Origin of the sequence: Hymenobacter terricola, from assembly GCF_017921975.2 — a bacterium.
In the GTDB taxonomy this organism is placed as follows: Bacteria; Bacteroidota; Bacteroidia; order Cytophagales; family Hymenobacteraceae; genus Hymenobacter; species Hymenobacter terricola.
In genome coordinates this window covers 92258-117862 of the sequence record NZ_JAGEMO020000021.1, presented here as the reverse complement: position 1 = coordinate 117862, position 25605 = coordinate 92258, and the positions used below count along the sequence as shown (strand labels likewise).

General features: G+C 58.9%; 19 protein-coding genes and 2 tRNA genes. 11 read left to right on the top strand and 10 right to left on the bottom strand.

The features are described 5' to 3' along the window. Positions 1-2: 2 nt before the first annotated feature. The 4 genes from J4G38_RS15845 to J4G38_RS15830 all read right to left on the bottom strand — a co-directional run bounded on the left by J4G38_RS15845 (position 3) and on the right by J4G38_RS15830 (position 5483). Complete coding sequence (locus tag J4G38_RS15845; RefSeq protein WP_210517988.1) at positions 3-1073, bottom strand: M42 family metallopeptidase; 1071 nt, start codon at positions 1071-1073, stop codon at positions 3-5. A gap of 28 nt (positions 1074-1101) precedes the next feature. Continuing rightward, positions 1102-1602, bottom strand: a complete 501-nt coding sequence (locus J4G38_RS15840; protein WP_210517986.1) for a DinB family protein — start codon at positions 1600-1602, stop codon at positions 1102-1104. Positions 1603-1637: 35 nt separating this feature from the next. Continuing rightward, on the bottom strand, positions 1638-3206 hold the full coding sequence (locus J4G38_RS15835; protein ID WP_210517984.1) for an acyl-CoA carboxylase subunit beta: 1569 nt from the start codon (positions 3204-3206) through the stop codon (positions 1638-1640). Positions 3207-3338: 132 nt separating this feature from the next. Next, the gene (locus J4G38_RS15830; protein WP_226163462.1) at positions 3339-5483 is read right to left on the bottom strand and encodes a S9 family peptidase; all 2145 of its coding nucleotides are present in this window, start codon (positions 5481-5483) and stop codon (positions 3339-3341) included. 442 nt (positions 5484-5925) lie between these two features. Between J4G38_RS15830 and J4G38_RS15825 the strand changes: the two genes are divergently transcribed. Continuing rightward, on the top strand, positions 5926-6093 hold the full coding sequence (locus tag J4G38_RS15825; protein WP_210517982.1) for a hypothetical protein: 168 nt from the start codon (positions 5926-5928) through the stop codon (positions 6091-6093). Positions 6094-6148: 55 nt separating this feature from the next. Here the strand turns inward: J4G38_RS15825 and J4G38_RS15820 are convergent, their stop codons facing one another. Beyond that, positions 6149-8758, bottom strand: coding sequence for an ATP-dependent Clp protease ATP-binding subunit (locus tag J4G38_RS15820; RefSeq protein WP_210517980.1), 2610 nt, complete (start codon positions 8756-8758; stop codon positions 6149-6151). Between the two features lie 161 nt (positions 8759-8919). Next, positions 8920-9603: a WbqC family protein gene (locus J4G38_RS15815; RefSeq protein ID WP_226163461.1), complete on the bottom strand. Its 684-nt coding sequence runs from the start codon at positions 9601-9603 to the stop codon at positions 8920-8922. Positions 9604-9693: 90 nt separating this feature from the next. Here J4G38_RS15815 and J4G38_RS15810 point away from each other — a divergent pair, with 90 nt between their 5' ends. Both J4G38_RS15810 and J4G38_RS15805 read left to right on the top strand, forming a co-directional pair. Next, positions 9694-10563 (top strand): hypothetical protein, encoded by an 870-nt coding sequence (locus J4G38_RS15810; RefSeq protein ID WP_210517978.1) that lies wholly within the window; start codon positions 9694-9696, stop codon positions 10561-10563. Further along, positions 10560-11474, top strand: a complete 915-nt coding sequence (locus tag J4G38_RS15805; RefSeq protein ID WP_226163460.1) for a lysophospholipid acyltransferase family protein — start codon at positions 10560-10562, stop codon at positions 11472-11474. Before J4G38_RS15810 ends, J4G38_RS15805 begins: the two co-directional genes overlap by 4 nt. Positions 11475-11622: 148 nt before the next feature. On the opposite strand, the gene J4G38_RS15800 is transcribed toward J4G38_RS15805, so the two are convergent. Continuing rightward, positions 11623-12255 (bottom strand): L-threonylcarbamoyladenylate synthase, encoded by a 633-nt coding sequence (locus tag J4G38_RS15800; protein WP_210517976.1) that lies wholly within the window; start codon positions 12253-12255, stop codon positions 11623-11625. Between the two features lie 201 nt (positions 12256-12456). On the opposite strand from J4G38_RS15800, the gene mltG reads away from it, so the two are divergent. The 6 genes from mltG (at position 12457) to J4G38_RS15770 (ending at position 16137) form a co-directional block, all read left to right on the top strand. After that, positions 12457-13539, top strand: a complete 1083-nt coding sequence (gene mltG, locus J4G38_RS15795) for an endolytic transglycosylase MltG (RefSeq protein WP_210517974.1) — start codon at positions 12457-12459, stop codon at positions 13537-13539. Positions 13540-13659: 120 nt separating this feature from the next. After that, positions 13660-14076: an acyl-CoA thioesterase gene (locus J4G38_RS15790; protein ID WP_210517972.1), complete on the top strand. Its 417-nt coding sequence runs from the start codon at positions 13660-13662 to the stop codon at positions 14074-14076. A 44-nt stretch (positions 14077-14120) separates the two neighbouring features. Continuing rightward, positions 14121-15095 carry a YihY/virulence factor BrkB family protein gene (locus J4G38_RS15785; protein ID WP_226163459.1) on the top strand — a complete coding sequence of 325 codons (975 nt, stop codon included), beginning with the start codon at positions 14121-14123 and terminating at the stop codon, positions 15093-15095. 110 nt (positions 15096-15205) lie between these two features. Then, positions 15206-15292 (top strand) — tRNA-Ser (locus J4G38_RS15780). 73 nt (positions 15293-15365) lie between these two features. Further along, positions 15366-15450, top strand: a tRNA-Ser gene (locus J4G38_RS15775). Positions 15451-15654: 204 nt separating this feature from the next. Then, entirely contained in the window at positions 15655-16137 is a 483-nt protein-coding gene (locus J4G38_RS15770) for a hypothetical protein (protein ID WP_210517970.1), read from the top strand. Positions 16138-16265: 128 nt separating this feature from the next. Here J4G38_RS15770 and J4G38_RS15765 read toward each other — a convergent pair whose 3' ends face one another. The 3 genes from J4G38_RS15765 to J4G38_RS15755 all read right to left on the bottom strand — a co-directional run bounded on the left by J4G38_RS15765 (position 16266) and on the right by J4G38_RS15755 (position 19939). Next, positions 16266-17498 (bottom strand): NADP-dependent isocitrate dehydrogenase, encoded by a 1233-nt coding sequence (locus J4G38_RS15765; RefSeq protein WP_210517968.1) that lies wholly within the window; start codon positions 17496-17498, stop codon positions 16266-16268. 141 nt (positions 17499-17639) lie between these two features. Further along, positions 17640-18737, bottom strand: a complete 1098-nt coding sequence (locus tag J4G38_RS15760; protein WP_210517966.1) for a glycoside hydrolase 5 family protein — start codon at positions 18735-18737, stop codon at positions 17640-17642. Between the two features lie 134 nt (positions 18738-18871). Further along, positions 18872-19939 carry a glycoside hydrolase family 43 protein gene (locus J4G38_RS15755; protein WP_210517964.1) on the bottom strand — a complete coding sequence of 356 codons (1068 nt, stop codon included), beginning with the start codon at positions 19937-19939 and terminating at the stop codon, positions 18872-18874. 828 nt (positions 19940-20767) lie between these two features. Between J4G38_RS15755 and J4G38_RS15750 the strand changes: the two genes are divergently transcribed. Together J4G38_RS15750 and J4G38_RS15745 are read left to right on the top strand one after the other, a co-directional pair. Continuing rightward, a complete protein-coding gene (locus tag J4G38_RS15750) occupies positions 20768-23905 on the top strand; it encodes a SusC/RagA family TonB-linked outer membrane protein (RefSeq protein WP_210517962.1) in 3138 nt (1045 codons plus the stop codon). Positions 23906-23937: 32 nt separating this feature from the next. After that, on the top strand, positions 23938-25512 hold the full coding sequence (locus J4G38_RS15745) for a RagB/SusD family nutrient uptake outer membrane protein (protein ID WP_210517960.1): 1575 nt from the start codon (positions 23938-23940) through the stop codon (positions 25510-25512). The last annotated feature ends 93 nt before the right edge of the window (positions 25513-25605 follow it).

The window sequence follows — 25605 nt, the reverse complement described above, 5'->3', positions numbered from 1 at the left end:
GTTTACACGAAATACCGGAAATCCTGGCCGTCCTTGATGCGCAGCAGCGTTTCGTAAATCAGGCGGGTTACGCTTTCTACATCGTCTTTGTGCACGGTTTCGACGGTGGTGTGCATGTACTTGAGCGGCAGGGAAATGAGCGCCGAGGCCACGCCGGAGCCGGAGTAGGCAAAGGCGTCGGTATCGGTGCCGGTGGCGCGGGTGGCAGCGGCGCGCTGAAAGGGAATATCAGCCTTTTTGGCCGTGTCGATGATGAGGTCGCGCAGATTGTTCTGCACGGCCGGGCCATAGGTAATCACCGGGCCTTTGCCGCAGGAAATGTCGCCGGCCGTCTTTTTTTCATACATCGGCGACTGGCTGTCGTGTGTCACGTCGGTGATGATGGCCACGTCGGGGTTGATGCGGTGAGCCACCATTTCGGCGCCACGCAGGCCAATTTCTTCCTGCACGGCGTTCACGATGTAGAGGCCGAAGGGCAGTTTTTTCTTGTTCTCCTTCAGCATGCGGGCCACTTCGGCCACCATGAAGCCGCCCACGCGGTTATCCAGCGCCCGGCCCACGTAAAATTTGTCGTTCAGCACCGTAAACTCGTCCTCAAACGTTACCACGGAGCCGACGTGGATGCCCATTTCAGCCACCTCGTCGGCACTGCTCGCGCCACAGTCCAGAAATACGGTTTCGATGGTCGGCGCTTTGTCCTGCTCCACCTTGCGGACATGGATGGCGGGCCAGCCGAAAATACCTTTCACAATACCCTTCTCACCGAAGATATTTACCCGTTTGCTGGGCGCCACCAGAGGGTCGGACCCGCCGTTACGGCGCAGGTACAGGTAGCCTTCTTTGGTGATGTAATTCACGAAATAGGAAATCTCGTCGGCGTGCGCTTCGATGACGACTTTGTATTTCGCTTCGGGGTTAATCACGCCGACCACCGTGCCGTATGTATCCACGAAATACTCGTCGATGTACGGTTTGATGTACTCCAGCCACAGTTTCTGGCCTTCTTTTTCGAAGCCGGTAGGGGAGGGGTTGTTGAGGTAGTTTTGGAGGAAAGTGAAGGATTCGGGACGCATTGGTAGTGAGGTTGGTTTTACTAGAAAATTAGGAGGGGGCCGATACGCCGAATTCGGCCCAGTCTTCCCGGGCCGGTCCGTATACGCCCGGCACCCTAAGGCCGGCTTGCCGCATCAATACGGTTAACTGCCCCCGATGATGGGCCTGGTGGCGAATAAGCACCGACAAAACGGCACATTTGGGCCAGCTGTCGCCGTACATCGGAATCATGTCCCGCAGCTGGTCGTCGGTCCAGTTTGCGGTGGCGGCACTGGCCACCTGTTGCGCCAGCCGGCGGTACGTTTCGCAAATAACCGAGGCTTCGGCGGGAACGGGCTGCTCATCAAGCTCATTGGTTGCCAAAAAACCGGCCGTGTGCGGCATTTCGGTCAGCGTTTGCACAATGTGCCAGGCTATGCCGCCCAGCGTCCGGCCATTGGGGCTAACCGGCTGGGCCAGCGACTCATTGGTGAGGGCGGCCAGCACCTTTTCGGTAGCACCTGCCTCGTACTGCCAGTCGGCTACAAAATCGGAAACAGCGGCGTACATAGGCAAGGTAATGAAGGGTAAAAAGGCAGTTGATTCTACAGCGGAATGTTGCCGTGCTTCTTGCGCGGCATAGTATCCACCTTATTCTCCAGCATTTTAAAGGCGCGAATTAATTTCTGCCGCGTTTGAGATGGCAAAATGACTTCGTCTACGAAGCCGCGGTGGGCGGCGCGGTAGGGCGTGGCGAACTTCTCCTGGTACTCGTCTACTTTCTCCTGGAGCTTGGCGGCCGGGTCATCGGCCGTGGCAATTTCGCGCTTGAAAATGATTTCGGCCGCGCCTTTGGCGCCCATTACAGCGATTTCGGCGGTGGGCCAGGCGTAGTTTAGGTCGGCACCGATGTGCTTGGAATTCATTACATCATACGCCCCGCCGTAGGCTTTGCGGGTAATCACGGTGATGCGCGGCACGGTGGCTTCGCAGAAAGCGTAGAGCAGTTTGGCGCCGTTGGTGATGATGCCGCGCCACTCCTGGTCGGTGCCGGGCAGGAAGCCGGGCACGTCTTCCAGCACCAGCAGCGGAATGTTGAAGGCGTCGCAGAAGCGCACGAAGCGGGCGGCTTTGGTACTGGCGTTGATGTCGAGCACGCCCGCGAGCACGGCCGGCTGGTTGCCCACGATGCCGATGCTGCGGCCGGCCAGACGCGCAAAACCAACGACAATATTTTCGGCGAAATTCTGGTGGACTTCGAGGAAAGAGTCGGTGTCGATGAGGCCTTCGATAACTTCGCGGATGTCGTAGGGCTGGTTGGCGTTGTCCGGTATCAGCCGGTCGAGGGCGGGGCGGCTTTCGTCGCTTTTGGCCTCGTAAGGTTGGGCGGGGGCCGTTTCCTCGCAGTTTTGCGGCATGTAGCTTAGCAGCTGCTTGAGGTGCGTGATGCAGGCCACCTCGTTGGCGCAGCTGAAATGCGTGACGCCGCTCTTGGCCGAGTGCGTGCTGGCGCCGCCCAGCTCTTCGCTGGTTACTTCTTCGTGGGTTACGGTTTTTACCACGTTGGGGCCAGTCACGAACATGTAGCTCGTGTGCTCCACCATCAGAATAAAGTCCGTGATGGCCGGCGAATACACCGCGCCGCCCGCGCACGGCCCCATAATGGCCGATAGCTGCGGCACCACGCCCGAGGCTAGGGTATTCTTATAGAAGATGTCGGCGTAGCCGCCGAGGCTCACCACGCCTTCCTGAATGCGGGCCCCGCCCGAGTCGTTGAGGCCAATAACGGGGGCCCCATTTTTCATGGCCAAATCCATGATTTTGACGATTTTCTCGGCGTGGGTTTCGCTCAGCGAGCCGCCGAATACCGTGAAATCCTGCGAAAAAACGTACACCAAGCGGCCGTTCACGGTGCCGTAGCCCGTCACCACCCCATCGCCGAGGTAGTGCTCTTTGTCGAGGCCAAAATCCTTGGCCCGGTGCATCACAAATTTGCCAATTTCCTCGAACGAGCCTTCGTCCATCAGCAAATCCACCCGTTCACGGGCCGTGAGCTTGCCTTTTTTATGTTGCGAATCGATACGGGCCTGGCCGCCTCCGAGCAGGGCTTCGGCGTTTTTACGGGCCAGTAGTTCGGTTTTGGAAAGGTGGGCGTGGGCGTGCGGGTCGGGCATGAGTCAGGGGAAGCGCGCGGGTGGGAATGGTGCGCGGAGATGGGAGGCCAAAGGTAGGTTACCGGTAGATTACGGGCGCGGATTGGTTGGGCGCCCCCAGGAGAAGTCCCAAGCGAAACAGGGCCATGCCCGTCACAGGTTTTTGCCCAGCAACATCATCATGAAAGCGTACTGCCGGGCCGTATCCTCGATGGATTTGAAGCGGCCGGAGGCCCCGCTGTGGCCGGCGGCCATGTCGGTGTGCAGCAGCAGCAGGTTCTTGTCGGTTTTCAGGGTGCGCAGCTTGGCCACCCACTTGGCCGGCTCGTAGTATTGCACCTGTGAGTCGTGCAGGCCGGTGGTTACGAGAATGTTGGGGTAAGCCTGCGCGGTTACATTGTCATAGGGCGAATACGAGAGCATGTACTTGAAATACTCCTCCTCGGCGGGGTTGCCCCACTGGTCGTACTCGCTGGTGGTGAGCGGGATGCTGGGGTCCGACATCGTCGTGACCACGTCCACAAACGGCACAGCGGCGATAACGCCTTTGTAGAGGCTGGGGCGCATGTTCAGCACCGCGCCCATGAGCAGGCCGCCGGCGCTGCCGCCCATCGCAAAAAGCTTGTCGGGGGCCGTGAATTGCTGCTTGACTTTGGTGGCGCCTACTTGCGCCTCATGCGGCTTGGTGAGGTAGTCCGAGCAGTCGATGAAGTCGTTAAAGCTGTTGATTTTGTGGAGCATGCGGCCATCTTCAAACCATTGACGGCCCATTTCCTGCCCGCCCCGAATGTTGCACAGCGCATACACAAAGCCCCGGTTGAGCAAGCTCAGGCGCGCCGCGCTGAAGGTGGGGTCCTGCGAAAAGCCATAGGAGCCGTAGGCATACTGCAGCAGCGGTGCCGTACCGTCCAGCTTCGTGCCTTTCTTGTACACCAAGGACATGGGGATGAACTTGTTGTCACGCGATTTTACAAACACGCGCTCGGTCACGTAGTCATATTTATTAAAGCCGCCCTGCACCGGCTGTTCCTTGAGCAGCGTGCTGGTGCGCGTGCTCATGTCGTACTCAAAAATGGAAGGTGGAGTGGCCAGCGACGTGTAATTGTAGCGCAACAGGGGCGTATCCAGTTCCGGGTTGATGCCAATGGTGGCCGTGTAAGCCGATTCGTCGAATTGCAGGTAATGCTCCTGCTTGTCCTTCAGGCTCACCACGCGAAGTTGGCGCAGACCGCCCTTGCGCTCGTTCAACACAATATAATTGTTGAACAGCTCGAAGTTATCGAGGAAGATTTCCGGGTGGCGGGTCAGGGCATCGGCCCAGGTGGCTTTGGCCGTGGTAGCCACGGGCGTGCTCATCAGGCGGTAGTTGGGGGCCTGCCAGTTGGTGCGGATGTAGAATTTATCGCCCATGTGCTCCACTTGGTACAAATGGTCTTTCTCGCGGTGCACAAATACTTTGGGCTGCATGCCGGGCGCACCCGCGTCAAGGTAACGGTATTCGGAAGACAAGGAGCTGACGAGCTCAATGCCAATGTATTTCTTCGATTTCGAGCGGTTGACGTGCACATTAAAGGTGTTGTCCCGCTCCTCATACACCAGCGCGTCGCCCTTGGGGTCGGTGCCCAGCGTGTGCCGGTACACCTGGAAAGGCAGCAAGGTCGTCACGTCCTTCCGGGTGTAGAAAACCGTCTTATTGTCAGCGGCCCACACCACTTCGCCGCCCGTGTTGGCAATGCGCTCCGAATAGAGCTTGCCCGTTGCCAGGTTTTTGAAGCGAATGGTAAACAGGCGCCGGCTCACGGTATCGACGGAAAAAGCCAGCAGTTGGTTGTTGTCACTCACCGCCCAATCGGCAATCTGGAAATAAGGCTTGCCGGCCCCCATTTCATTGGCATCAAGCATTACTTCCTCCGTGGCAATGGAGCTGCCTTTCTTGCGGCAATAAATGGGGTATTCCGACCCAAACTCGAAGCGCGAATAGTAGTAGTAGCCGTTGTCGCGGTAAGGTTCCGAAGCGTCGTCCTGTTTGATGCGGCCTTTAATCTCACCAAACAGCTTCTTTTGGTTGGCCTGCGCGCCCGCCATCTGCTTGTCGTAATACTCGTTTTCGGCGTTGAGGTAGCTGAGCACCGCCGGGTCGGTGGGCTTGTTTAGCCAGTAATAATTGTCGGTGCGGGTAATGCCAAAATTGGTAAATGCCTTGGGCTTGATGGGCGCCACCGGGGCCGACTGCGCCATGGCGCCGCTGGAAAGGGCTGCGCCAGCACCGGCCAAGGCCGCTCTCTGCAGGAAATTCATAGGTAAAGAGTGCTTACACTTTAGGAATAATCGTCAAAATCAAGGGCCAAGGTAATGCGGGAACACCTAAAAAAACGGTTCCAACGTGTGCGTCGGAAGGATGGAAGCCCGGCAAGCCGGACGTCCGTTAGGTGCTGATAACCGGTGATAAGTAAAGGCAGGGCCTTCTCTAATCGGCCCCCCAACAGGAAGCGGCTCCCGACGCTTTGTTGATTTCAACGAAGGAGTGCTTCCCAACCACAACATACACCATGGCCGCATCGGCTTTGATGTATCGTATTTCCTTCGCTCCAACCAGGGTATCCCCGCAAGGAACTACGGCATTGGTTCGCCATAGCAATTTGTGGCCTCGGTAGGCCTCGACGCACCGCTTGTCGCCACTGATATAGCACGTTACGCCATTAGAATCTTTGAGCCCCTTCCTGGCAGTATAACTATACCCTTGCCGGTTTCTGTTGAAAGTATTTTGGGGCGCGGCGGTACATGTTCCTGCGCCAGCGCCTTGCCTGAAATTAAGCATACTATGAGCAGGCTGAGCAAATTAAAAATGAAGAAGATTCTGCGCATGAATAAACTTGAAGCAACGGAAAGTAAGCCCGATACAAAATAAGAACGGCCGGCTTCCGCAAGGAAACCAGCCGTTCTTATTTTACAATACTTACGAATTACTTCTTCGCATCCGCGTCGGGCGTTTCCGGCGTTTCGGCCGGGCGCTCGTCGCTGGCAAGGTTCTGGGCTTCGCCGCTTTTCGTCACGGCAAAAGTCAGTTCTTCAGCGCCTTCCGTGTAGTCGGCCGTGATGACATCGCCATGCACCACCTGAGCTTTGAGAATTTCCTCCGCAATCGGGTCTTCGATGTACTTCTGGATAGCGCGGTTCAAGGGCCGGGCACCGTATTTCGGGTCATAGCCTTTGTCCGCCACAAAATCCTTGGCCTTTTCGGTCAGCTCGACACGGTAGCCCAAGGCCTGCACCCGCGAGAGGAGCTTGCTGAGGCTGATGTCGATGATTTTGTGGATGTCCTTTTTCTCCAGCGAGTTGAAGACGATGACGTCATCCAACCGGTTGAGGAATTCGGGCGAGAAGGTTTTCTTCAGGGCATTGGTGATGGTGCCCTTCGTCAGCTCGTCCATGTTCTCATTGCGGGCCTTGGTGCCAAAACCAATGCCGGCGCCGAAGTCCTGCAAATCACGCGCCCCGATGTTCGAGGTCATGATGATGATGGTGTTGCGGAAGTCCACCTTACGGCCGAGGCCATCGGTCAGAATACCGTCGTCCAGCACTTGCAGCAACAGGTTGTACACATCCGGGTGAGCTTTTTCAATCTCATCCAGCAGGATAACCGAGTACGGCTTGCGGCGGATTTTCTCCGTCAGCTGGCCGCCCTCTTCGTAGCCCACGTAGCCGGGAGGCGCGCCCACCAGGCGCGACACGCTGAATTTCTCCATGTATTCCGACATATCGACCCGCACCAGCGCATCTTCCTTGTCGAACAGGTAGGTAGCCAGTACCTTGGCCAGCTCCGTTTTGCCCACGCCCGTCGGGCCGAGGAACACGAACGAGCCAATTGGCTTTTTGGGGTCCTTCAAGCCAACGCGGGTGCGCTGAATGGCTTTCACAAGCTGCTTAATGGCTTTTTCCTGGCCAATTACCTTGCCTTGCAGCTCCTCGTTCATGTTGAGGAGTTTCTGGCTTTCGTTCTGGGCCACGCGCGAAACGGGGATGCCGGTCATCATGGCAATAACCTCGGCCACGTTTTCCTCTTTCACCGTGTAGCGCTTCTTCTTGGTCTCCTCTTCCCAGCCTTTTTTGGCGGTTTCGAGTTGGTCAAGCAGCTTCTTCTCGGTGTCGCGGAGCTTAGCGGCTTCCTCGTATTTCTGCGATTTCACCACGCGGTTTTTCTCGCCTTTGATGTTCTCAATCTGCTCTTCGAGCGTGAGAATGTCCTCGGGCACCACGATGTTATTGATGTGCACGCGGGCACCGGCCTCATCAAGAATGTCAATGGCCTTGTCGGGCAGGAAACGGTCGCTCATGTAGCGGTCGCTCAGCATCACACACTGCTCAATGGCCTTGTCAGTATACACCACATGGTGGTGGTCCTGATATTTGTCCTTGATGTTGTGCAGGATTTCGATGGTTTCTTCGGGCGTGGTGGGGTCCACCATCACCATCTGGAAACGACGGGCCAACGCGCCGTCTTTCTCGATGTACTGGCGGTACTCATCCAGCGTAGTAGCACCGATGCATTGAATCTCGCCGCGGGCCAAAGCCGGCTTGAACATGTTCGAAGCGTCGAGCGAACCCGATGCGCCGCCGGCACCCACAATGGTGTGCAGCTCGTCAATGAACAGAATCACGTCGGGCGACTTTTCCAGCTCGTTCATCACGGCCTTCATGCGCTCTTCGAACTGGCCGCGGTATTTGGTGCCAGCCACCAGCGAAGCCAGGTCGAGAGTCACGACGCGCTTATTGAAAAGCACGCGGCTTACTTTTTTCTGGATGATGCGCAGGGCGAGGCCTTCGGCGATGGCCGTTTTGCCCACGCCGGGCTCGCCGATGAGGATGGGGTTGTTTTTTTTGCGGCGGCTCAGGATTTGGGCCACGCGCTCAATTTCTTTCTCGCGGCCCACGATGGGGTCGAGCTTGTCGTCCTCGGCCAGCTTGGTGAGGTCGCGGCCGAAGTTGTCGAGCACCGGGGTGCGCGATTTTTCGCCGGGCTTCTTGGCGCCGGCACCGGTGCCGGAACTGCCACGCCCGCCGGGACCCGACGAGCCAAAGAGTTTGTCGTTGTCGTCGTCGTCGGTATCAGGGCCGGCTTTGGGGCTCGGCGAGGCGTTGCCGTGGTAATCCAGCGAGTCGCGCACAGTTTCGTAGTTCACGTTGAATTTGCTGAGAATTTGGGAAGAAATGTTGTCCTCGTCCCGCAGGATGGACAACAGCAGGTGTTCGGTGCCGATGATTTCGGACTTGAAGATTTTGGCCTCCAAATAGGTTATTTTCAACACCTTCTCGGTCTGCTTGGTGAGCGGAATCGAGCCTGTGATGCTGGTGCCCTGCGTGGCGGTGTTGCGGGTGGCCTGCTCCAGCGAGAACTTGAGCTCATCGATGGACACGCCCAGCTTGCGCAGCAGGCCGAGGGCGGTGCCTTCCGCCTCGCGAATCATGCCGAGCAGCAGGTGCTCGGTCCCGATATAGTCGTGGCCGAGACGGATGGCCTCTTCCCGACTGAGGGAAATAACCTCTTTGACGCGGTTTGAGAATTTAGCTTCCATGCCAATAAACGTAGTGAAAAATCAAATAAGCCCCGCGTCGGGCAAATACACGAATAACGGGTTGGGCCGATGTAGCTTGAAAACAAGCTGATTCGGGCGAAGGTTCGGGACGGGAGAGTCCCGCAAGCAAGTATATCGTAACGTCGGCGAAAATCTGCAGGTTACTGCAAATAAGCGCCGGCCGCTGGCCCTTGCGAAAACAATAAGTCCAGCACACTCAGCCCCGGCTCAAAACCTGGGCCAAACACCTGCGGGTACGGCCGCACCAGAGAGGAGGCTGCCGGACTGTCAGGTTCGGGCGTTTTTGAGTTGGTTTTGGGTGTCAACCAGTCGCGTCGGTCACTGATAAATGGCGCGTTGGAAGCAGTAGTAGGAAGACCTGAATTTACGAAAGAAGGTTGCGCGGGGTAGTGCGCCTGGTATCCGGTGGTGAGGTGCACCGGCAGGGTGAGCCGGAAACACTTCAGCAATAAACGCAAAAACTGCTGATTTAAGTCGAAAAGCAGTACCGGTTTACGTACGTAAATATCGTGCAGGTAGTCGGCATAGTACTCAAAATACGGACTATTGCCGTATGCAGTTTGCAGGGTGCGCCAATGCCGGTGAATCCAGTTCTGGCGGTAGTCGATTTCAATGGCCGAAATGCTCACTTTTTCGGCCCGGTTGCCGTCGATAACCGGCACGGTGAGGGGCTGCACGCCCTGGGCGGTGCGAATGAGGCAGCGGTTGCGATAGGTCTGCTTGCGGTAGTGCTCGTGGGCTTCGAGCAGAATGCCGTCGGCCCGGAGCAGCTCGGCGAAGAGGGCGGCCGGCGGCTGGTAATGCAGTTCAGTTAGCAGTATCACAGATTTAGGCAGATTTTACTGATTTCACGGATTATTGCGTAAAGGACGGGGTTTTAGTCAGGCCCGTGTCATCCTCATTACTTTTGTTCCATGCGTTTCTTCTTCCTGTTCGTTGCTGCCCTCGTTTCTTTCGCCGCTCAGGCCGGCCCGCCCCAGATTTTTCTTGACATCGCCCGTTTCCGCAACCTTAATAAGGTGGAAAAAGGCGCTGAAGTAGAAATTTACGTCACGGTGCCCACCCAGTCGCTCACCTACCGGCAACGGGCTCCGAAATCGTTTCAATCGGCGGCTACCGTCACGCTGGATATTCTGAAAGCCGATGGCTCCCCGGCTTACCACGAAGTAGTTACTCTGAAGCCGCCGGTGCTGAATGACACCACCATCGCCATCAAAAACCCGCAGAGCTTTCTGAAAAGAATTTTGCTGCCCGATGGCAAATACACCCTGCGCGGCACCGTGCGCGACCAATATCGCAGCACCAACGGCGAAACCACCGTGGAAAAACCGTTGGTATTGGAAACGCCCGTAGGCCCGTTTCTGACCGATGTGGTACTGCTGTCGCGGCCCGCCGCCCGCAGCGGGGGCGACGATAATTTTGCCCGTGGCGGCTACCGTCTGACCCGGGCGCCGGGCGGTAATTATGGCCGGGGAGCTGATAACATCTTCTTCTACACCGAATTGCACAATGCGCCCATGGGCCAGGACCTGCGCGTGCACTACCACCTCACCACACCCGACGGCTCGGCCGCCGACGCCGATGGCACCCTCACGCCCCAGAGCGGGCGGCCTACCACCGTGGTGGGGCAACTGCCGCTGGGGCCACTGCCCGACGGGCCGTTCACGCTGTTTGTGGAAGTGTATGGCGGGCCGGATAACAAAAAGCTGCTGGCTGGCCACCGCGCCATCGGCGAGCGCCACTCGGCCGAGTTTGCGCCGGCCGGGGCGGCCGTGCCCCGATGAGCAGGGGCACCAAAGGCGCGGCTCTGCGGCCCTACGCCTGGTATTTTGAGCCATTGCAGTGGTTGCTGCTGGGCCTGGCGCACCTGCCACTGCCGGTGTTGTATATCATGGCCGAGGGTATCTATTTTCTGCTGGCCTACGTGGTGCGCTACCGCTGGCGGGTGGTGACGGAAAACCTGCGCAATTCTTTTCCCGAGAAATCTCCCGCCGAAATTGAGCGCACGGGCAAGGCCTTCTACCGGCACTTTGCGCAGGTGGTGGTCGAGATTCTGAAGCTGGCAGTTATCAGCCCTGGTGAGCTGGCGCAACGCATGCGCTTCACCAATCCGGAGCTGATGACGCGGCCGTTTGCGGAAAAGCGGCTGGTGCTCTCGCTGGGCTCGCATATGGGCAACTGGGAGTGGATTCTGAGCGGCGCGGCGCTGGAATTTCCGGGCCGGGCGGCGGGCGTATACAAGCCGCTGAACAACCCGTTTTTTGAAAGCTTTATGCGGCGGCTGCGCACCCGGCTGGGGGCCGATGCGGTGCCCATGCTCTCGACGCTGCGCTACCTGGTGGCGCACAAAGGCGTAGGCCGCACTCTTAGCCTGCTCACCGACCAGGCCGCCGGCCCCGAAGACCGGCCCTACTGGACCACTTTCCTGAACCAGGACACCAGCTTTTACACCAGCGCCGACCGGCTGGCCGCGCAACTCGACTGCGCGGTGCTGTACGTGGGCATTCGCCGGGTGCGGCGCGGTTACTACGAAGTTACTTTCACGGAACTACCCGATGGCCGGGCCGCCGCAGCCGCGCTGGCCGGCACATTTCTAGTCACCGAAGCCTTTGCCCGGCAGCTGGAAAAAGACATGCGCGCCTCGCCCGAGCAGTATTTGTGGACGCACCGGCGCTGGAAGCACAAGCGGAGTTAAAGCAAAAAGAACGTCATGCTCATCCGGCGTCCGCTTGTCGAAGCATCTTTACCGTATTAGTAAATCAATTACTTACGCGGTAGAGATGCTTCAACAAGCGGACGCCGGATGAGCATGACACTCTTTACGGATACGTCAAACGCTGATTCTACAAATACTGCTCGATGTCGCCCGCGCCCTGGCGAATGAGTTCGAAGTCGTCGTTGGTGCAGTCAATAATGGTGCTGGGGACGTTGCCGCCGAAGCCGCCGTCGATAACGAGGTCCACCAGCAGGCGGTATTTCTCAAAAATCAGGTCGGGGTCGGTTACGTATTCGTCCAGCGTGTTTTCGTCTTCGCGCACCGAGGTGCTCACGATGGGATTGCCCAGCTCTTTCACCAGCTGCAGAATAATCTGGTTGTCGGGCACCCGGATGCCGACCGTTTTGCGCTTGGTGCCGCCGAAGCGGGGAGCGTTGGCACTGGCTTCAAAAATGAAGGTGAACGGGCCGGGCAGGGCTTTTTTGATGACTTTGTAGGTGGCCGTGGTGATGCCGTGGGCGTAGTCGGAAATGTGCGACAGGTCGTGGCAGATAAAGCTCAGATTGGCTTTTTCCGGAAAAAGCTTCTTGATGCGGCACACTTTGTCCACGGCCTTGGCGTTGGTCACGTCGCAGCCGATGCCGTAGACGGTATCGGTGGGATAGATGATGACGCCGCCCTTGCGCAATACCTCAACGGCTTGCTGAATGCGGTTATGGGGCGGATTTTCGGGATGAATGCGGAGGAGGGTGGCGGGCATATAGGGAGTTAGAGAATGGAAAAGTGACGGCGCGAGCCGGATTTTGGCAGCTGATGGCGGCAACGGGGTGCCAGCCGGGCCAAAGGCGCGGGCAAGGTACTACGTCTGGCCGAAACGAAACAACTGCAACGCCGCTTGCGCCCCGCGGTTGCCGCCCTTCGTACTTTTGACGCCGCTCCCTCGCTTCCCTTACTCATTCCCATGTCGCAGCCTGCCAAAAAGTCGGCCATTGAATACCGCAACCAATCCCTGCGCCGCCGCAAGCGCTGGGCCACCGTCAGCGTCGTGTTTACGCTCACGCTGGTGTGCTTCTCCTATTATTTCTATCAGGTGTTCTTCACCGCCAACATCGAAACCAAGGGCAAGCCGACCTACGTCATCGTGCACCGCGGCGCCGACTGGAAAACGGCCCTAAACGCCATCGACGCCACCGGCACTGTGGTGGATAAGCTCTCGCTGCACTTCGTGGCCAAGCTCATGAAGTACCCCGAGCACGTAAAGCCCGGCCGCTACGAACTGAAGGACGGCTACACCAACCGCCAGCTCATCAACGTATTGAAGGCGGGCATTCAGTCGCCGCTCAAGCTCACGTTCACCAACGTGCGCCTGCGCCGCGAGCTGGCCGACAAGCTCTCGAACCAGATTGACGCCCGGCCCAGTGAGATAGATTCCCTGCTGGCCAGCCCCGAGTACACGCGCAGCCTGGGTTTCGACACCACCACGGTGCTCAGCATGTTCATTCCCAATACGTATGAGCTGTATTGGAACACTTCCGTCGACAACCTGATGAAGCGGATGAAGAAGGAATACGAGAAGTTCTGGACCCCGGCCCGCGACGCCGAGCGCGAGAAACTGCACCTCACCCGCGCCCAGGTCAGCACCCTGGCCAGCATCGTGGAAGCCGAGCAGCAGCAGCACGCCGACGAGCGCCCCCGCATCGCGGGCGTCTACCTCAACCGCCTGAAACGCGGCATGAAGTTGCAGGCCGACCCCACCGTGGTGTACGCTAACCGCGATTTCACCATCAAGCGCGTGCTCAACGTGCACCTGCAAAAAGACTCGCCCTACAACACCTATAAATACGCCGGCCTGCCCCCCGGCCCCATCAACCTGCCCAGCATCGCCAGCATCGACGCCGTGCTTAAGCCGGAAAGCAACAACTATTTATACTTCTGCGCCAAGGAAGATTTCAGCGGCTATCATGCCTTCGCTATGAATGAGCAGGACCATATTTTGAATGCTCGCCGCTACCAGGCTGCGCTGAACCGGGCCGGAATTAAGTAATGTGCTGATTAATTAATGTGCTAATGTGCTAATGTGCTGACGCTCCCCGGTGCGTGGCGCTGTAGTGGCACCTTTATCCAATCAACGCCTCAACTCATCAAAAAATCAGCATATTAATCAGTGTTCTCCTTCGACACCCAAATCCGCGTGCGCTACGCCGAAACCGACCAGATGGGCTACGTCTACCACGGCAACTACGCGGCGTATTTTGAGGTGGCGCGCACCGAGGCGTTCCGGCAGCTGGGTATTTCGTATAAAGCCATGGAAGCGGCCGGCGTGGGCATGCCGGTGGGGGAGTTGCGCACCAAGTTCCGCCGCCCGGCCCGCTACGACGACCTGCTTACGGTGCGGCTGCTGCTCCGGAAACCCGCCCGCGGGGCCAGCGTGTTGTTTGAGTATGAGATTTACAACGAAGCCCACGAGCTGCTTAGCGAAGGCCACACCCTGATGGTGTTCGTGCGCACGACCACCGGCCGCCCCGTGCCGGTGCCCGCCGACGTACAGGAAAAGCTGGCGCCGTATTTTGCAGAAGGATGAACCCCCCGGTTCGCAATTCCCCAGTGCTCATTGTTAACTGAAAAGTGAAAGCCCCCGCCGCCATCAGCCGTGCCCGCTTCCCCGATGTGCGCCAGCAACGGCCCTACCGGCGGCTGATTGTGGGCCTGAAGCGACTGCGCCTCCCCGGCGGCCACGCTTCGCTCTACGACGTGCTCGACCGCATTCTGCACGAGCTGCGCCTCGACAGCCTGGAAAAGCGCGCCGCCTACATGGCCTTCAACCTCACGGTGGCGCTGTTTCCGACCATTATTTTCCTGTTCACGCTCATTCCGTACATTCCCGTGCCGAACCTGAACGTGGACATCCTGCAGTTTCTGGCCGATTTCATGCCGCGCGAGCTGTACGCGGCCACTGCCTCCACCATCGAGGACATTGTGAACATTCCGCACGGCGGCTTGCTGTCCTTCGGTTTCGGCACGGCCCTGGTGCTCAGCTCCAATGGCATCATGGCGCTGCTCGATGCCTTCGAGAAGAAGTACCCGTGGTTCAAGCATCGCAGCTACCTGCGCAAGCGCCTCATTGCCACGGCCCTCACCTTCGTGCTGTCGCTGATTCTGGTATTAGCCATCGCCGGCATTTTCTTCGGTACTTACCTGATTGACGGGCTGGTATTCTATGAAATCGTGCCCGAGCGCTTCACCGATTTGGTGCTCACGCTTATTCGCTACGGCTCGCTGCTGGGGCTGTTTTTGAGCACGACCTGCGTGATTTACTACTTCGTGCCGCCCGTGCATGATAAGTGGCCGCTGGTATCGGCTGGGGCCATAGTGGCCACGCTGCTCATCTTTTTGGTGTCGTTTCTGTTCACGCTCTACGTGCGGATTTTCGATTCTTATAACCACTTCTACGGTTCGATTGGCGCGCTGGTGGGCTTCATGGTCTGGCTCGAATTCGTGTGTATGACCCTGATTATCGGCTTCGAAGTGAATGTGAGCATGGACGCCATCACCGGTCGCCGCCAGCAAATGATGCGCGAGCAATTGGCCGCGAAAGGGTAGCAGGAGCCAAGCGGGCCGGGGCCGCACAGAAAAAATATTTCTGCGCGTGGGCTGCATCCTTGCGCATTCGTCCTTACTTTTGCACTCCCCAATCACTCGGGGAGCCTGTTAGAGAGGTGGCAGAGTGGTCGAATGCGACGGTTTCGAAAACCGTTATACCGGCAACGGTATCGGGGGTTCGAATCCCCCCTTCTCTACTAAAAGGCTTTTTCTGCGCTGGGAAAAGCCTTTTTTATTGATTACACGTATTCAGCGCGCAGAGGCCAACTTAGAGAGCTGGCAGAGTGGTCGATTGCGGCGGTCTTGAAAACCGCTGACTGTAACAGGTCCGGGGGTTCGAATCCCTCGCTCTCTACGAAAAACCCCATTTCCAGCTTGGAAATGGGGTTTTTGTTTTTTTTCTGATGCGGTTTGCAAGCATAGCGGAACAGCGCAGATGCAAGGAGTCAGCAATTATGGGCCATAGTATGGGGCCGTCTTTGGCGCTGTTCTGGAGGCGCATCAATCCACTGCCGTGGTCCCGAAGTACCTTCGCAATGCCTTTTTCAGCAAGTATACCATGAGCACCACCGAACCGGCCAGCCCCAGCACTTTCGACAAAGCCCGAACGGGCCTGTGGACCAGTTTGCAAAAACACCTGGCCACGGTGTACGATGCCGACCGCGCCTTTGCCCAGGCCGTGGCTTTTGCCCAGGAGTTCCCGTTCGCAACTTCGGTCGCCAGCGAGGAGCAGCTGCGGGAATATGAGCAGCGTCGGCAAGCATTGCGCGACCTGTTTACCGACGAAACGACGCAACTCGACACGCTGGCCAAGGCCATTCGGGTGAAGGGGTACGCCGACGACGAGAAGAAGCAGCTGTACCTGCTGCTGCTCGGCTACATGGACATTGCCGCGACCGTGTTTGAACGGCTGCAAACCCAGGTTCCGGCCCGCCTGCCCAAGGACGAGGAGTTGCAGGAAACGGCAGCCCGGTTTGCGCGGGTCCAGAAATTTGCCCGGCTCAATGTGAAAGGAATTGCGGGCCTGCTGGGTAGCAGCTGAACGGAACGCCGCAGGCCAGTCAGGGCAATCGCCGGGGCAGCCGACGGCTTGATTTGCGCAAGTCCTAAACAAAAAAAATCCCCGCCGGGGAGGCGGGGATTTTTTTCAGCATAAGCAAAGCGGAAGGCTTATTTGCCCAATTTGATTTTCAGGTTCTCGTTCAGCGCTTCCAGGAATTCCTCGGTGTAGAGGTAGTCGCGGCCGTGCTGCACCTTGTTGCCGTGGATGCAGACGGCGAGGTCCTTGGTCATCTTGCCGCTTTCCACGGTTTCGATGCACACGGCTTCCAGCGCGTGGCAGAAGTCGATGAGCTCCTGGTTGCCGTCGAGCTTGCCGCGGAACTCCAGGCCGCGCGTCCAGGCGAAAATGCTGGCGATGGGGTTCGTGGAGGTCGGTTTGCCGGCCTGGTGGTCGCGGTAGTGGCGGGTCACGGTGCCGTGGGCGGCTTCGGCTTCCATCGTGCCGCCGTCGGGCGTCACCAGTACCGAAGTCATCAGGCCGAGCGAGCCGAAGCCCTGGGCCACGGTGTCGCTCTGCACGTCGCCGTCGTAGTTTTTGCAGGCCCACACGAAATTGCCGTGCCATTTCAGGGCCGAGGCCACCATGTCGTCAATCAGGCGGTGCTCGTAGGTGATGCCGGCTTCCTTAAACCTGGCGGTGTAGTCCTGCTCATAAATCTCCTGGAAGATGTCCTTGAACCGGCCGTCGTACTTCTTGAGGATGGTGTTTTTGGTGCTCAGGTACAAAGGCCAGCCTTTGCTCAGGGCCTGGTTGAAGCAGGCGTGGGCGAAGCCCCGGATGGATTCGTCGGTGTTGTACATGGCCAGCGCCACGCCGTCGCCCTGGAAGTTGTAGACTTCAAACGACTGGGCGGCACCGCCGTCCTCGGGCTGGAAGGAGATGGTGAGCTTGCCCTTGCCTTTGGTCACAAAGTCGGTGGCGCGGTACTGGTCGCCAAACGCGTGACGGCCGATGCAGATGGGGGCGGTCCAGTTCGGCACGAGGCGCGGCACGTTGCTCATCACAATGGGCTCGCGGAATACGGTGCCGTCCAGGATGTTGCGGATGGTGCCGTTGGGCGACTTCCACATCTGCTTCAGGTTGAACTCCTTCACCCGGTCCTCGTCGGGGGTGATGGTGGCGCACTTGATGCCCACGCCGTACTGCTTGATGGCATTGGCCGAGTCGATGGTGACCTGGTCGTTGGTTTCGTCCCGGTACTCAATGCCCAAATCGAAGTACTTGATATCCAGCTCCAGATACGGGGTAATCAATTTGTCCTTGATGAATTTCCAGATGATGCGCGTCATTTCATCGCCATCCAATTCTACTACGGGGTTCGCTACTTTAATTTTTGACATTGCTACAATAAGTTTATTGGGGATGTTCCGGTAGTACGCACGTTGGCGCATCTGGTCCACTGCTGCAAAGGTGCGGCCTGACCTCGTAATAATAAAACCGGACGGAAACCGAGGCGCGCCCGGCCAGTCAGGCGCCAGCCGCTACTTCCCGTTGGTCTTGCGGATGAGGTCGGTTTCGTCTGCGTGGTAGGGCGTGCCGTCTTTGTGGAACACCTCGTGGAACCATTCGCCGGGCTCGCTGCCGTCGGCGACGGGGACGTCCCACTGGTACTTGGTGTTGGTTTTGCCATCCACGAGGCCCCAGTTGATGGCGCCCACGTTCTCCTTTTTGAGCAGCGGCATGATGGACACGAAGCGCGAGTTGCGGGGCCGGGCCATGTACTCGGTGCAGATGAGCGGGCGGCCGTGGGTTTTCAGCATCTCGATGATGCGCTGGTGGGCCGGGGCCTCGTCGTAGTCGTGGTAGGTGATGACGTCGGAATGCAGGGCCTGGTAGGTGTTCAGGGCCTCAAAGCCCCAGTTCCAGAGGCCCATGCTCAGGGGCTGGTCGGGGTTCACGGCGCGGGCCCAGGCAAAAGTGTTGCGCACCAGCGGCAGCGAGGCCGTGAGCTTGCCGCTGTTGCCGGGCTCGTTATATAAGTCCCAGAGCAAGATGCGCTTGTCGTGGGCAAACGCGGTCAGCACGTCGGTCACGTAGGGCTTCAGGCTGATGAAAGTGGTTGAATCGCGCGAGGCCGGGTCGCCGGGGTCCTGCACCCAGCCGGAGTTGTGCACGCCGGGCTTGGGCGCGGGCTGGGCCCCAATTTTGGCCTCCTTGTTCCAGCAGTCGTCGAAGAAAACCAGGATGGTCTGGATGTGGTGCTTATCGGCCAGGCCGAGGTAGGTATCCACGCGCTTTTTGAAGCCGGCCGGGTCCTCCTGCCAGGCCAGGCTGTGCAGAAACACGCGCATGGTGTTGAAGCCAATGCGCTCGGCCCAGCCCAGCTCCCGGTCGATGGTGGTGGGGTCAAACGTGTCGGCCTGCCACATTTCAAGTTGGTTGATGGCGGTGCTGGGCGTGAAGTTGGCGCCCGATATCCAGGCGTGCGTTTGGTACCAGGCGTTGGCCTTTTCGGCCGACCAGCGCGGGCCCTGCACCGCGGCTGTGGCGGCCCCGCCTTTGGTTTTAACCTTGGTTTTCTGGGCAAACGTGCTGGTAGTTGAAACCAGCAGCAGGAGAAACAGCAGCAGTTTTTTCATGCGAGTGAGGGAATTTTTAAAAAGAAAGTAAGCGAAGCGAGCAGGGAAGCCGCGGCGGCGCTGCCCGGCCAACGACCAGGCCCATAACTACCGTCTGCCGGGTTCGAAAGCTGTAGCACCGAAGCCGGGGATGCTTATTGTGGCAACGGCTGCGGCGTGTATGTGGGCCCCAGGCATCGGGGCCCTTGCGCGGTCCAGGCCAGCTTGTCGATGCACAGGCAGCGCTCGGTCATGGCCGGGTTCCAGGCGTGGTACACCAGGTATTCGGTGCGGCCGTCGGGGCCCATTACGTGGGAGTGGTGACCGGGGCCCCGCACGTGGCCGGGCACCGAGTGCAGCACCCGCGCCCCGGCATCGGAGCCCGAATCGGTGTAGGGGCCCATGATGTGTTCGGCCACGCAATAGTCCACGCCGTAGCGGTCGGTCAGGAAGTTGGCCCCGCTGAAAAAGCAGTAGTAGTTGCCCTCGTGGCGGCGCACAAAAGGCCCTTCCATGGTGTGCCACTGCGCAAAAGTGCGGTTGCCGTACAGCGGCATCAGCCGGTTGGCTTCAAACAGCGTCCAGGCGTGGCGGGCGCGCAGCACGGTGCGGCTTTCGTTGGCCAGCTGGGTCATGCTGCTGAGGCGGTCCACTACCAGGCCGGTGCCGGGGTAGTAGCCGTCGTTGGTATCGGTGAAGTCGCGGGCGTAGAAGAGGTACCACTGCCCGTCCGTATCCAGAAAAGGGTGCGCGTCGATGGTGAACTGGCTGTCGGGGACGGGCAGGGCGGCTATTTCGGTATACGGGCCTTCGGGCTTGGCGCTGGTGGCTACGTGGAGCTGGTGCCCCACGCTGGCGCCGATTGCGCCGCCGCCTCGCGAGTAGTACATGTAGAACGTGCCCTCGTGCAATACCACTTCAGGAGCCCAAAAATCAGCTTTTTCGGTGCCGGGCGGCGGCATGAGCGCCCCGCCCAGCGGCTGCCAGTCGACCAGATTAATGGAGGTAAGCAGGGTGAAAATCCGGCCGTCGGGCGTGCGGCCCTGGCCGGTGGTGCCAAAGGCGTAGTACCGGTTGCCGTACCGCAGCACAAACGGGTCGGGGAAGTTGCGGGCCACCACAGGGTTGGTGTAGGTGCGGGCCGCTGCGGCTGCCCGGGAGCGCAGGGCCAGCAAGGCCAGACCCGAGAGCGCGCCTTTGAGGAAGTAGCGACGAGAAGCCATATATGCAGGATGGGAGGAAGGTGGGAAAGTAAAAATGAGCGTGAATACGTTGCTGACCCGGAAGCGAACAGTCGCCGGGCAACAACTCTCAGGGATAAGGCAACTGAATAGCCCGGTTAAAAGTAAGCTGATTGCGCGAAAATCCACGATGAAACGCAAACGTTTGCATATACTCCGAAAAAGACGCCTCTGTCCAGATGGTTAAAATAGTTGAATGTTTATATTAGTCAAAATACTGAAAAACAATCAAATATACCTGAAAATAGCATTTAAACCTCGCCAGGAAAGAACAAGTCGACCAGAGCATTCCCGCTTGCCCTGGCAAGCTTTGGCAATGTCGCTCTTTCGAGTTTAAACTGTTCTGCTTGGCAGTGATTAACGGCTGCGATTTATTGAGAAATGTGCTAAGAGCCAAGGTATCAGTAGCTGCGGCTGCTGTCGCTGCCAAACATGGGAGGGGAACGGAATGGCTACACGGTTTGGAAAAAAATATTCAGAACTTTTAACTATTAAGGCTATGAGCCTTGATTTTTGGTAAATCACTTTTACATTTACGCCAGAAATCAGTCCTGCATGGGCTGCGATTGCGCCACGGGGTCCGACCAAAAATAGCCGCTGAGCCTCCTCAGACTGACTTATTGCCCGGGTAGCATCCGGCTGTAAGCCTCTGCCTTCACCCGATACTGACTGCTTTTCGGCTCGATTAAATTCCGGTTTTTCCCACGGGAAAAAAGTGCATGTCGCTTTCTGGCTTCTTTTGCAAAACAAACGTTTGCATTAACTTGTCGTTTTCACTCTTCCCAAGCTCACTTCTTAAATCCCACCATCATGAACAATCTTATACTCCCGCCCGGGCGATTGCTGCCAGTGCTGGCCTTTTGCCTGCCGCTGACAGCAGCGGTTGCGGCTCCTGTCGCGGCGTACGCAACCACCGCCAGCTCGAAAGTTGCGCGGCCGGCTGCAATCGTTACCGGCCGGGTGACTGACCAGAAAGGCGAAGGTCTGCCCGGCGTAACAGTGCTCGTGAAGGGCACCCAAAATGGCACCTCAACCTCCGCAAGCGGTGAGTTCAGCATCGACGCGCCGGTAGGAGCCACGCTGGTGTTCTCGTCTGTTGGCTATGCGACGCAAGAAGTGGCCGTGACCGGTACAACGATGAGCATCAGTCTGCAGCAGGATGTGAAGCAGCTGAATGATGTAGTGGTTGTCGGCTACCTCACGCAGGAGCGGCAGAACGTAACCGGCTCGGTGGCAACGGTGAGCGCGCAGGAAGTGCGCCGGGCCCCGGTGGCCTCGGTAGGCGAAGCCATTCAAGGCCGCCTGCCGGGCGTGCAGGTAACCAACTCCGGCCAGCCGGGGCAGGCGCCCAACATCAACATTCGGGGCCTGGGCACCATTGCCAGCGGCAGCGGCCCGCTTTACGTCATCGACGGGCTGTGGGTGCAGGGCCAGGGCGGGCAGCGGGACTTCAACCCGGCCGACGTGGAGTCGGTACAGGTGCTGAAAGACGCGGCGGCGCTCGCGCCGTACGGCGCTTCGGGGGCCAACGGCGTGATTATCATCACCACCAAAAAAGGCAAAGCGGGCGCCACGGCCATCAACTTCAGCGCCAATGGCGGGGTGCAGAACCTCGTGAAACGCCTCGACCTGATGAACGCGGCGCAGTGGGCCACCGTCAACAACCAGGCGTACGACAACGCCGGCCTGTCACGCCAGCCCTACGCCGCCAACATTCCAGCGGGGGTGGATACGGACTGGCAGAAGGAGTTTTTCAAGCAGGGCTCGGTTCAGGACTACAACCTGGGCTTTTCGGGCGGGGGGCCCAACTCGACGTTCAACGTGTCGGGCGGTTATTTCAAGCAGGACGGCACGGTAAAAGGGCCTGATTTTGAGCGCTACAGCTTCCGGGTGAACACGGGCTTTAGCCGCGGGCGGTTCCGCATTGGCGAAAACGCCATGCTTTCGCGCACCAACCAGATGCGCCTGAACGTCATCTCCTTCTACGGCTCCCCGTTCTACAACGTGGTGCAAATGCTGCCGGTGAATACCGTGTATGACCCCACGGTGGCCGGCGGCTTCGGCATTGGCAACCCAAATGCCAGCACGTTCGGCCTGAACCCCATTGCCTCGCAGAGCCTGCTGAATGATACGGGCACCTCGAACCGCCTGCAGGGAAACGTGTACGGCGAAGTGTCAATTTTCGACTTCCTGCGCTACCGCCTCAACCTGGCCACCGAGTTCCACGCTTTTCATGACCAGCAGAAGCGGCAGTACGGCATCTGGCGGCAGAACGACATCACCCAACTGTCCAACTTTGGCGAAGACCAAGGCAACGAGGTGTTTGGCATGGCTGAAAACACCCTCACCTTCGACAAGAGCTTTGGCAACCACAACCTGACCGTGGTGGGCGGCTACAGCCAGCAGCGCTTCCGCCAGGAGTTTACGCGGGGCGTGAACTTTGGCTACGGCAACGGCCCCATCTACTACTGGGCCCTGGACGCCGGCAGCCAGACGCCGCAGGCCATCGGCTCGGCATACGAATGGGCCAAGCAGTCGTTTTTTGCCCAAGCCACCTACGATTACGACCAGCGCTACCTCCTGACGGCCGCTTTCCGCCGCGACGGCTCGTCGCGCTTTGAGCCCGGCAAGCGCTGGGGTAACTTCGGCGCGGCTTCGGTGGGCTGGCGCGTGTCGAAAGAGAAGTTCTTTGAGAACGTGAGCGGCATTTCCGACCTCAAACTCCGGGCTTCCTACGGCCGCCTGGGCAACGATTTGCTGAATGGCGCTTACGGGGGCTCGTACCTGTCGCAGGGCTTCATTAACACGAATTCCAACTACGTGCTGGGCGGCACCATTCAAAATGGTGCCATCCAGACGGGTTATGCCAGCACGGGCATTCGGTGGGAAGACCGCCGCACGACCAACGTGGGCTTCGATGCCGGCTTCGTATCCAATCGCCTGACGTTGTCGGCCGATTACTACGTGTCGCAGACATACAACGCCCTCATCAATCCCAACTTGCCCCTGACCTTCGGCAACGCTGGCTCGAACCCGTTCCGTAACCTGGGCAAGCTCGAAAACAAAGGGTTTGAGTTCCTGCTGGGCTATAACGACGACCGCCACTCGTTCCGCTACGGCGCCACGGCCAACCTGACCACCATTAAAAATACGGTGCTGGACCTGGGCACGGCCGGCGGCGAAGGCACGGGGGCCGCCAACTTCTTCAACGGCGGCCCGCGCGATATCACCCGCACCGAAGTGGGCTATGAGGTGGGCTCCTTCTACCTCTACCAGTTCGACGGCATTTACCAGACCGGCGACGCCAACATCCCGGCCGGGCTGGCCCCGGGCGATGTGCGCTATAAGGACATCAACGCCGACGGCAAGATTGACGACAAGGACCGCGCCCACGTTGGCCGGGTGTTCCCCAAGTTGCAGTATGGCCTGAACCTGAACCTGGGCTACGGCGGCTTCGACGTGACGGCCTTTTTTCAGGGCGTGCAGGGCAATGACGTGATGAACCTGTCGAAATTCCTGACCGACAACACCGCCGACAACAGCAACTACCGCGCTGATTTCAGCCCCTGGACGACCACCAACCCATCGACCACGACGCCCCGGGCCATCAAATCGGGCGGGCCGCAGAACGGTGATGCCGCCGGCAACAACGCCCGGTTTAACTCGACGCGCTGGTTAGAAAGCGGCTCGTATCTGCGCCTGAAGAACCTGCAGTTGGGCTATACAGTGCCCAAGACGGTGCTTGAGAGTACCAGGTACGTGACCTCGCTGCGCATCGTGGCCACGGCCCAAAACCTGTTTACGGTGACCAAGTACACCGGCTACGACCCCGAAACCGTGGGCAGCGGCGGCTTCAATACCTTGGGCAACAACCTGGCCCGCGGCGTTGACGAAGGCTCCTACCCCAACCTACGCTCGTTCACGCTGGGCATTCAGGCCGGCTTCTAGGCCCACTTCACTCTCTTAAATTAGCCACTGATATGAAAGTTTCTTTTTTGACTCGGTTGGGCCTAGCCAGCGCACTGTTGCTAAGTGCCACGGCCTGCGAGAAGAATATTCTCGACCAGGTGAACCCCAACCTGCCGACCACGGACGTGTTTTACAAGACCAGCGACGACGCCGTGAAGGCTTCCACCGCCTGCTACGCCGGCCTGCAAGGGCTGGGCATGTACCGGCGCTGGCTCAACTTTGCCTTCGACTTGCGCGACGACGCCGGCTTCAGCCAAAGCCCCTGGGGCGAGCTGGCCGATTTCACTCACTTCATCCAGGTGAACTACGACTTTGAGGTGTCGAACAACATTTGGCGCGACCATTACCGCACCATTTTTCGCTGCAACCAAGTCCTCGACAAAGTGCCCGGCATTCAGGGCATGAATGCTACCCTGCAAAAGCGGGTGCTGGCCGAAGCCCGTTTCCTGCGCGCGCTGAGCTACTTCAACCTTGTGTCGCTCTACGGCAACGTGCCACTGGTGCTGGCCACCGCTACTGACCTGAACACCGTGCCCCCACAGGGCACCGAAGCCCAGGTATGGTCCCAGGTTATCAGTGATTTGCAGGCCGCACAGGCCGACCTTCCGACTTCGTACACCGGCAACGACGTGGGCCGGGCCACCAAAGGCGCGGCCACGACCCTGCTGGGCAAAGCCTACATGCAGAACAAGCGCTGGGCCGATGCGCAGGTGCAGTTCGCGCAGGTCATCAGTTCGGGCAACTACCAGCTGACGGCGAACTACACCGATAACTTCCGCCACACCTCGGAAAACAATTCGGAGTCCATCTTCGAAGTGCAGTTCTCCGACGAGAAAAAAGGCGGCAACGACGCCGGCGGCGGGCCCGATGCCACGTCGTCGCAGGGCGGGCAGCGCTCGCAGTTCTGGGGCGTGCCGGGCTTTGGCTTCAACGACGGCGAGGTGCGGCCGTGGGTAGTGCGCGAGTTTTTGCAGGAGCCCACGGCGGCGGGCCAGCGCGACCCGCGCCTGGCAGCCACGGTGTTCTACAACCGCCGCGACCTCACGCAATTCCCCACCGCGCTGCCTTCCGATGCCGACACCTTGGCTTACGGCGTGGGCTTCCTGACGCGCTACGGCACCGATGCCCGCAACCGGGCCCGCGTATACTGGCGCAAGTACCAGACCGACTACTACCGCACGTTTGAGGACTTCGACTCGCCCATTAACCAGCGCGTGATGCGCTTCGCCGACGTGCTGCTGCTGCAAGCCGAAGCCCTCAACGAGGCGAGCGGCCCGACCAATGCCGTGCCGCTCATCAACCAGGTGCGCCAGCGCGCCGGCTTGGTACCGCTCGTGGCCGCCACCTTCACGCAGGCTACGCTGCGCACCCAGCTCATGCACGAGCGGGCCACGGAACTGACCGGCGAAGGCGTGCGGTGGTTTGACTTGCAGCGTTGGGGCTTGCTCGACTCGGCTACGGGCACGGCCCTGCTCAAAGCCCACGACCCGGACTTCAACAATTTCGTGGTGGGCAAGTCCCGGCTGCTGCCCTTGCTTCAGACCGAAGTGGACCTGAACAAGCTCGGTCAAAACCCTAACTATTAAGCTCACTGGCCACTGGCGGGAAACCTTTCAGCCGCTGTACCGCCTTGGTGCAGTGGCTGTTTGGCTTTAAGTAGAGGTTTCATCGTAATGCGG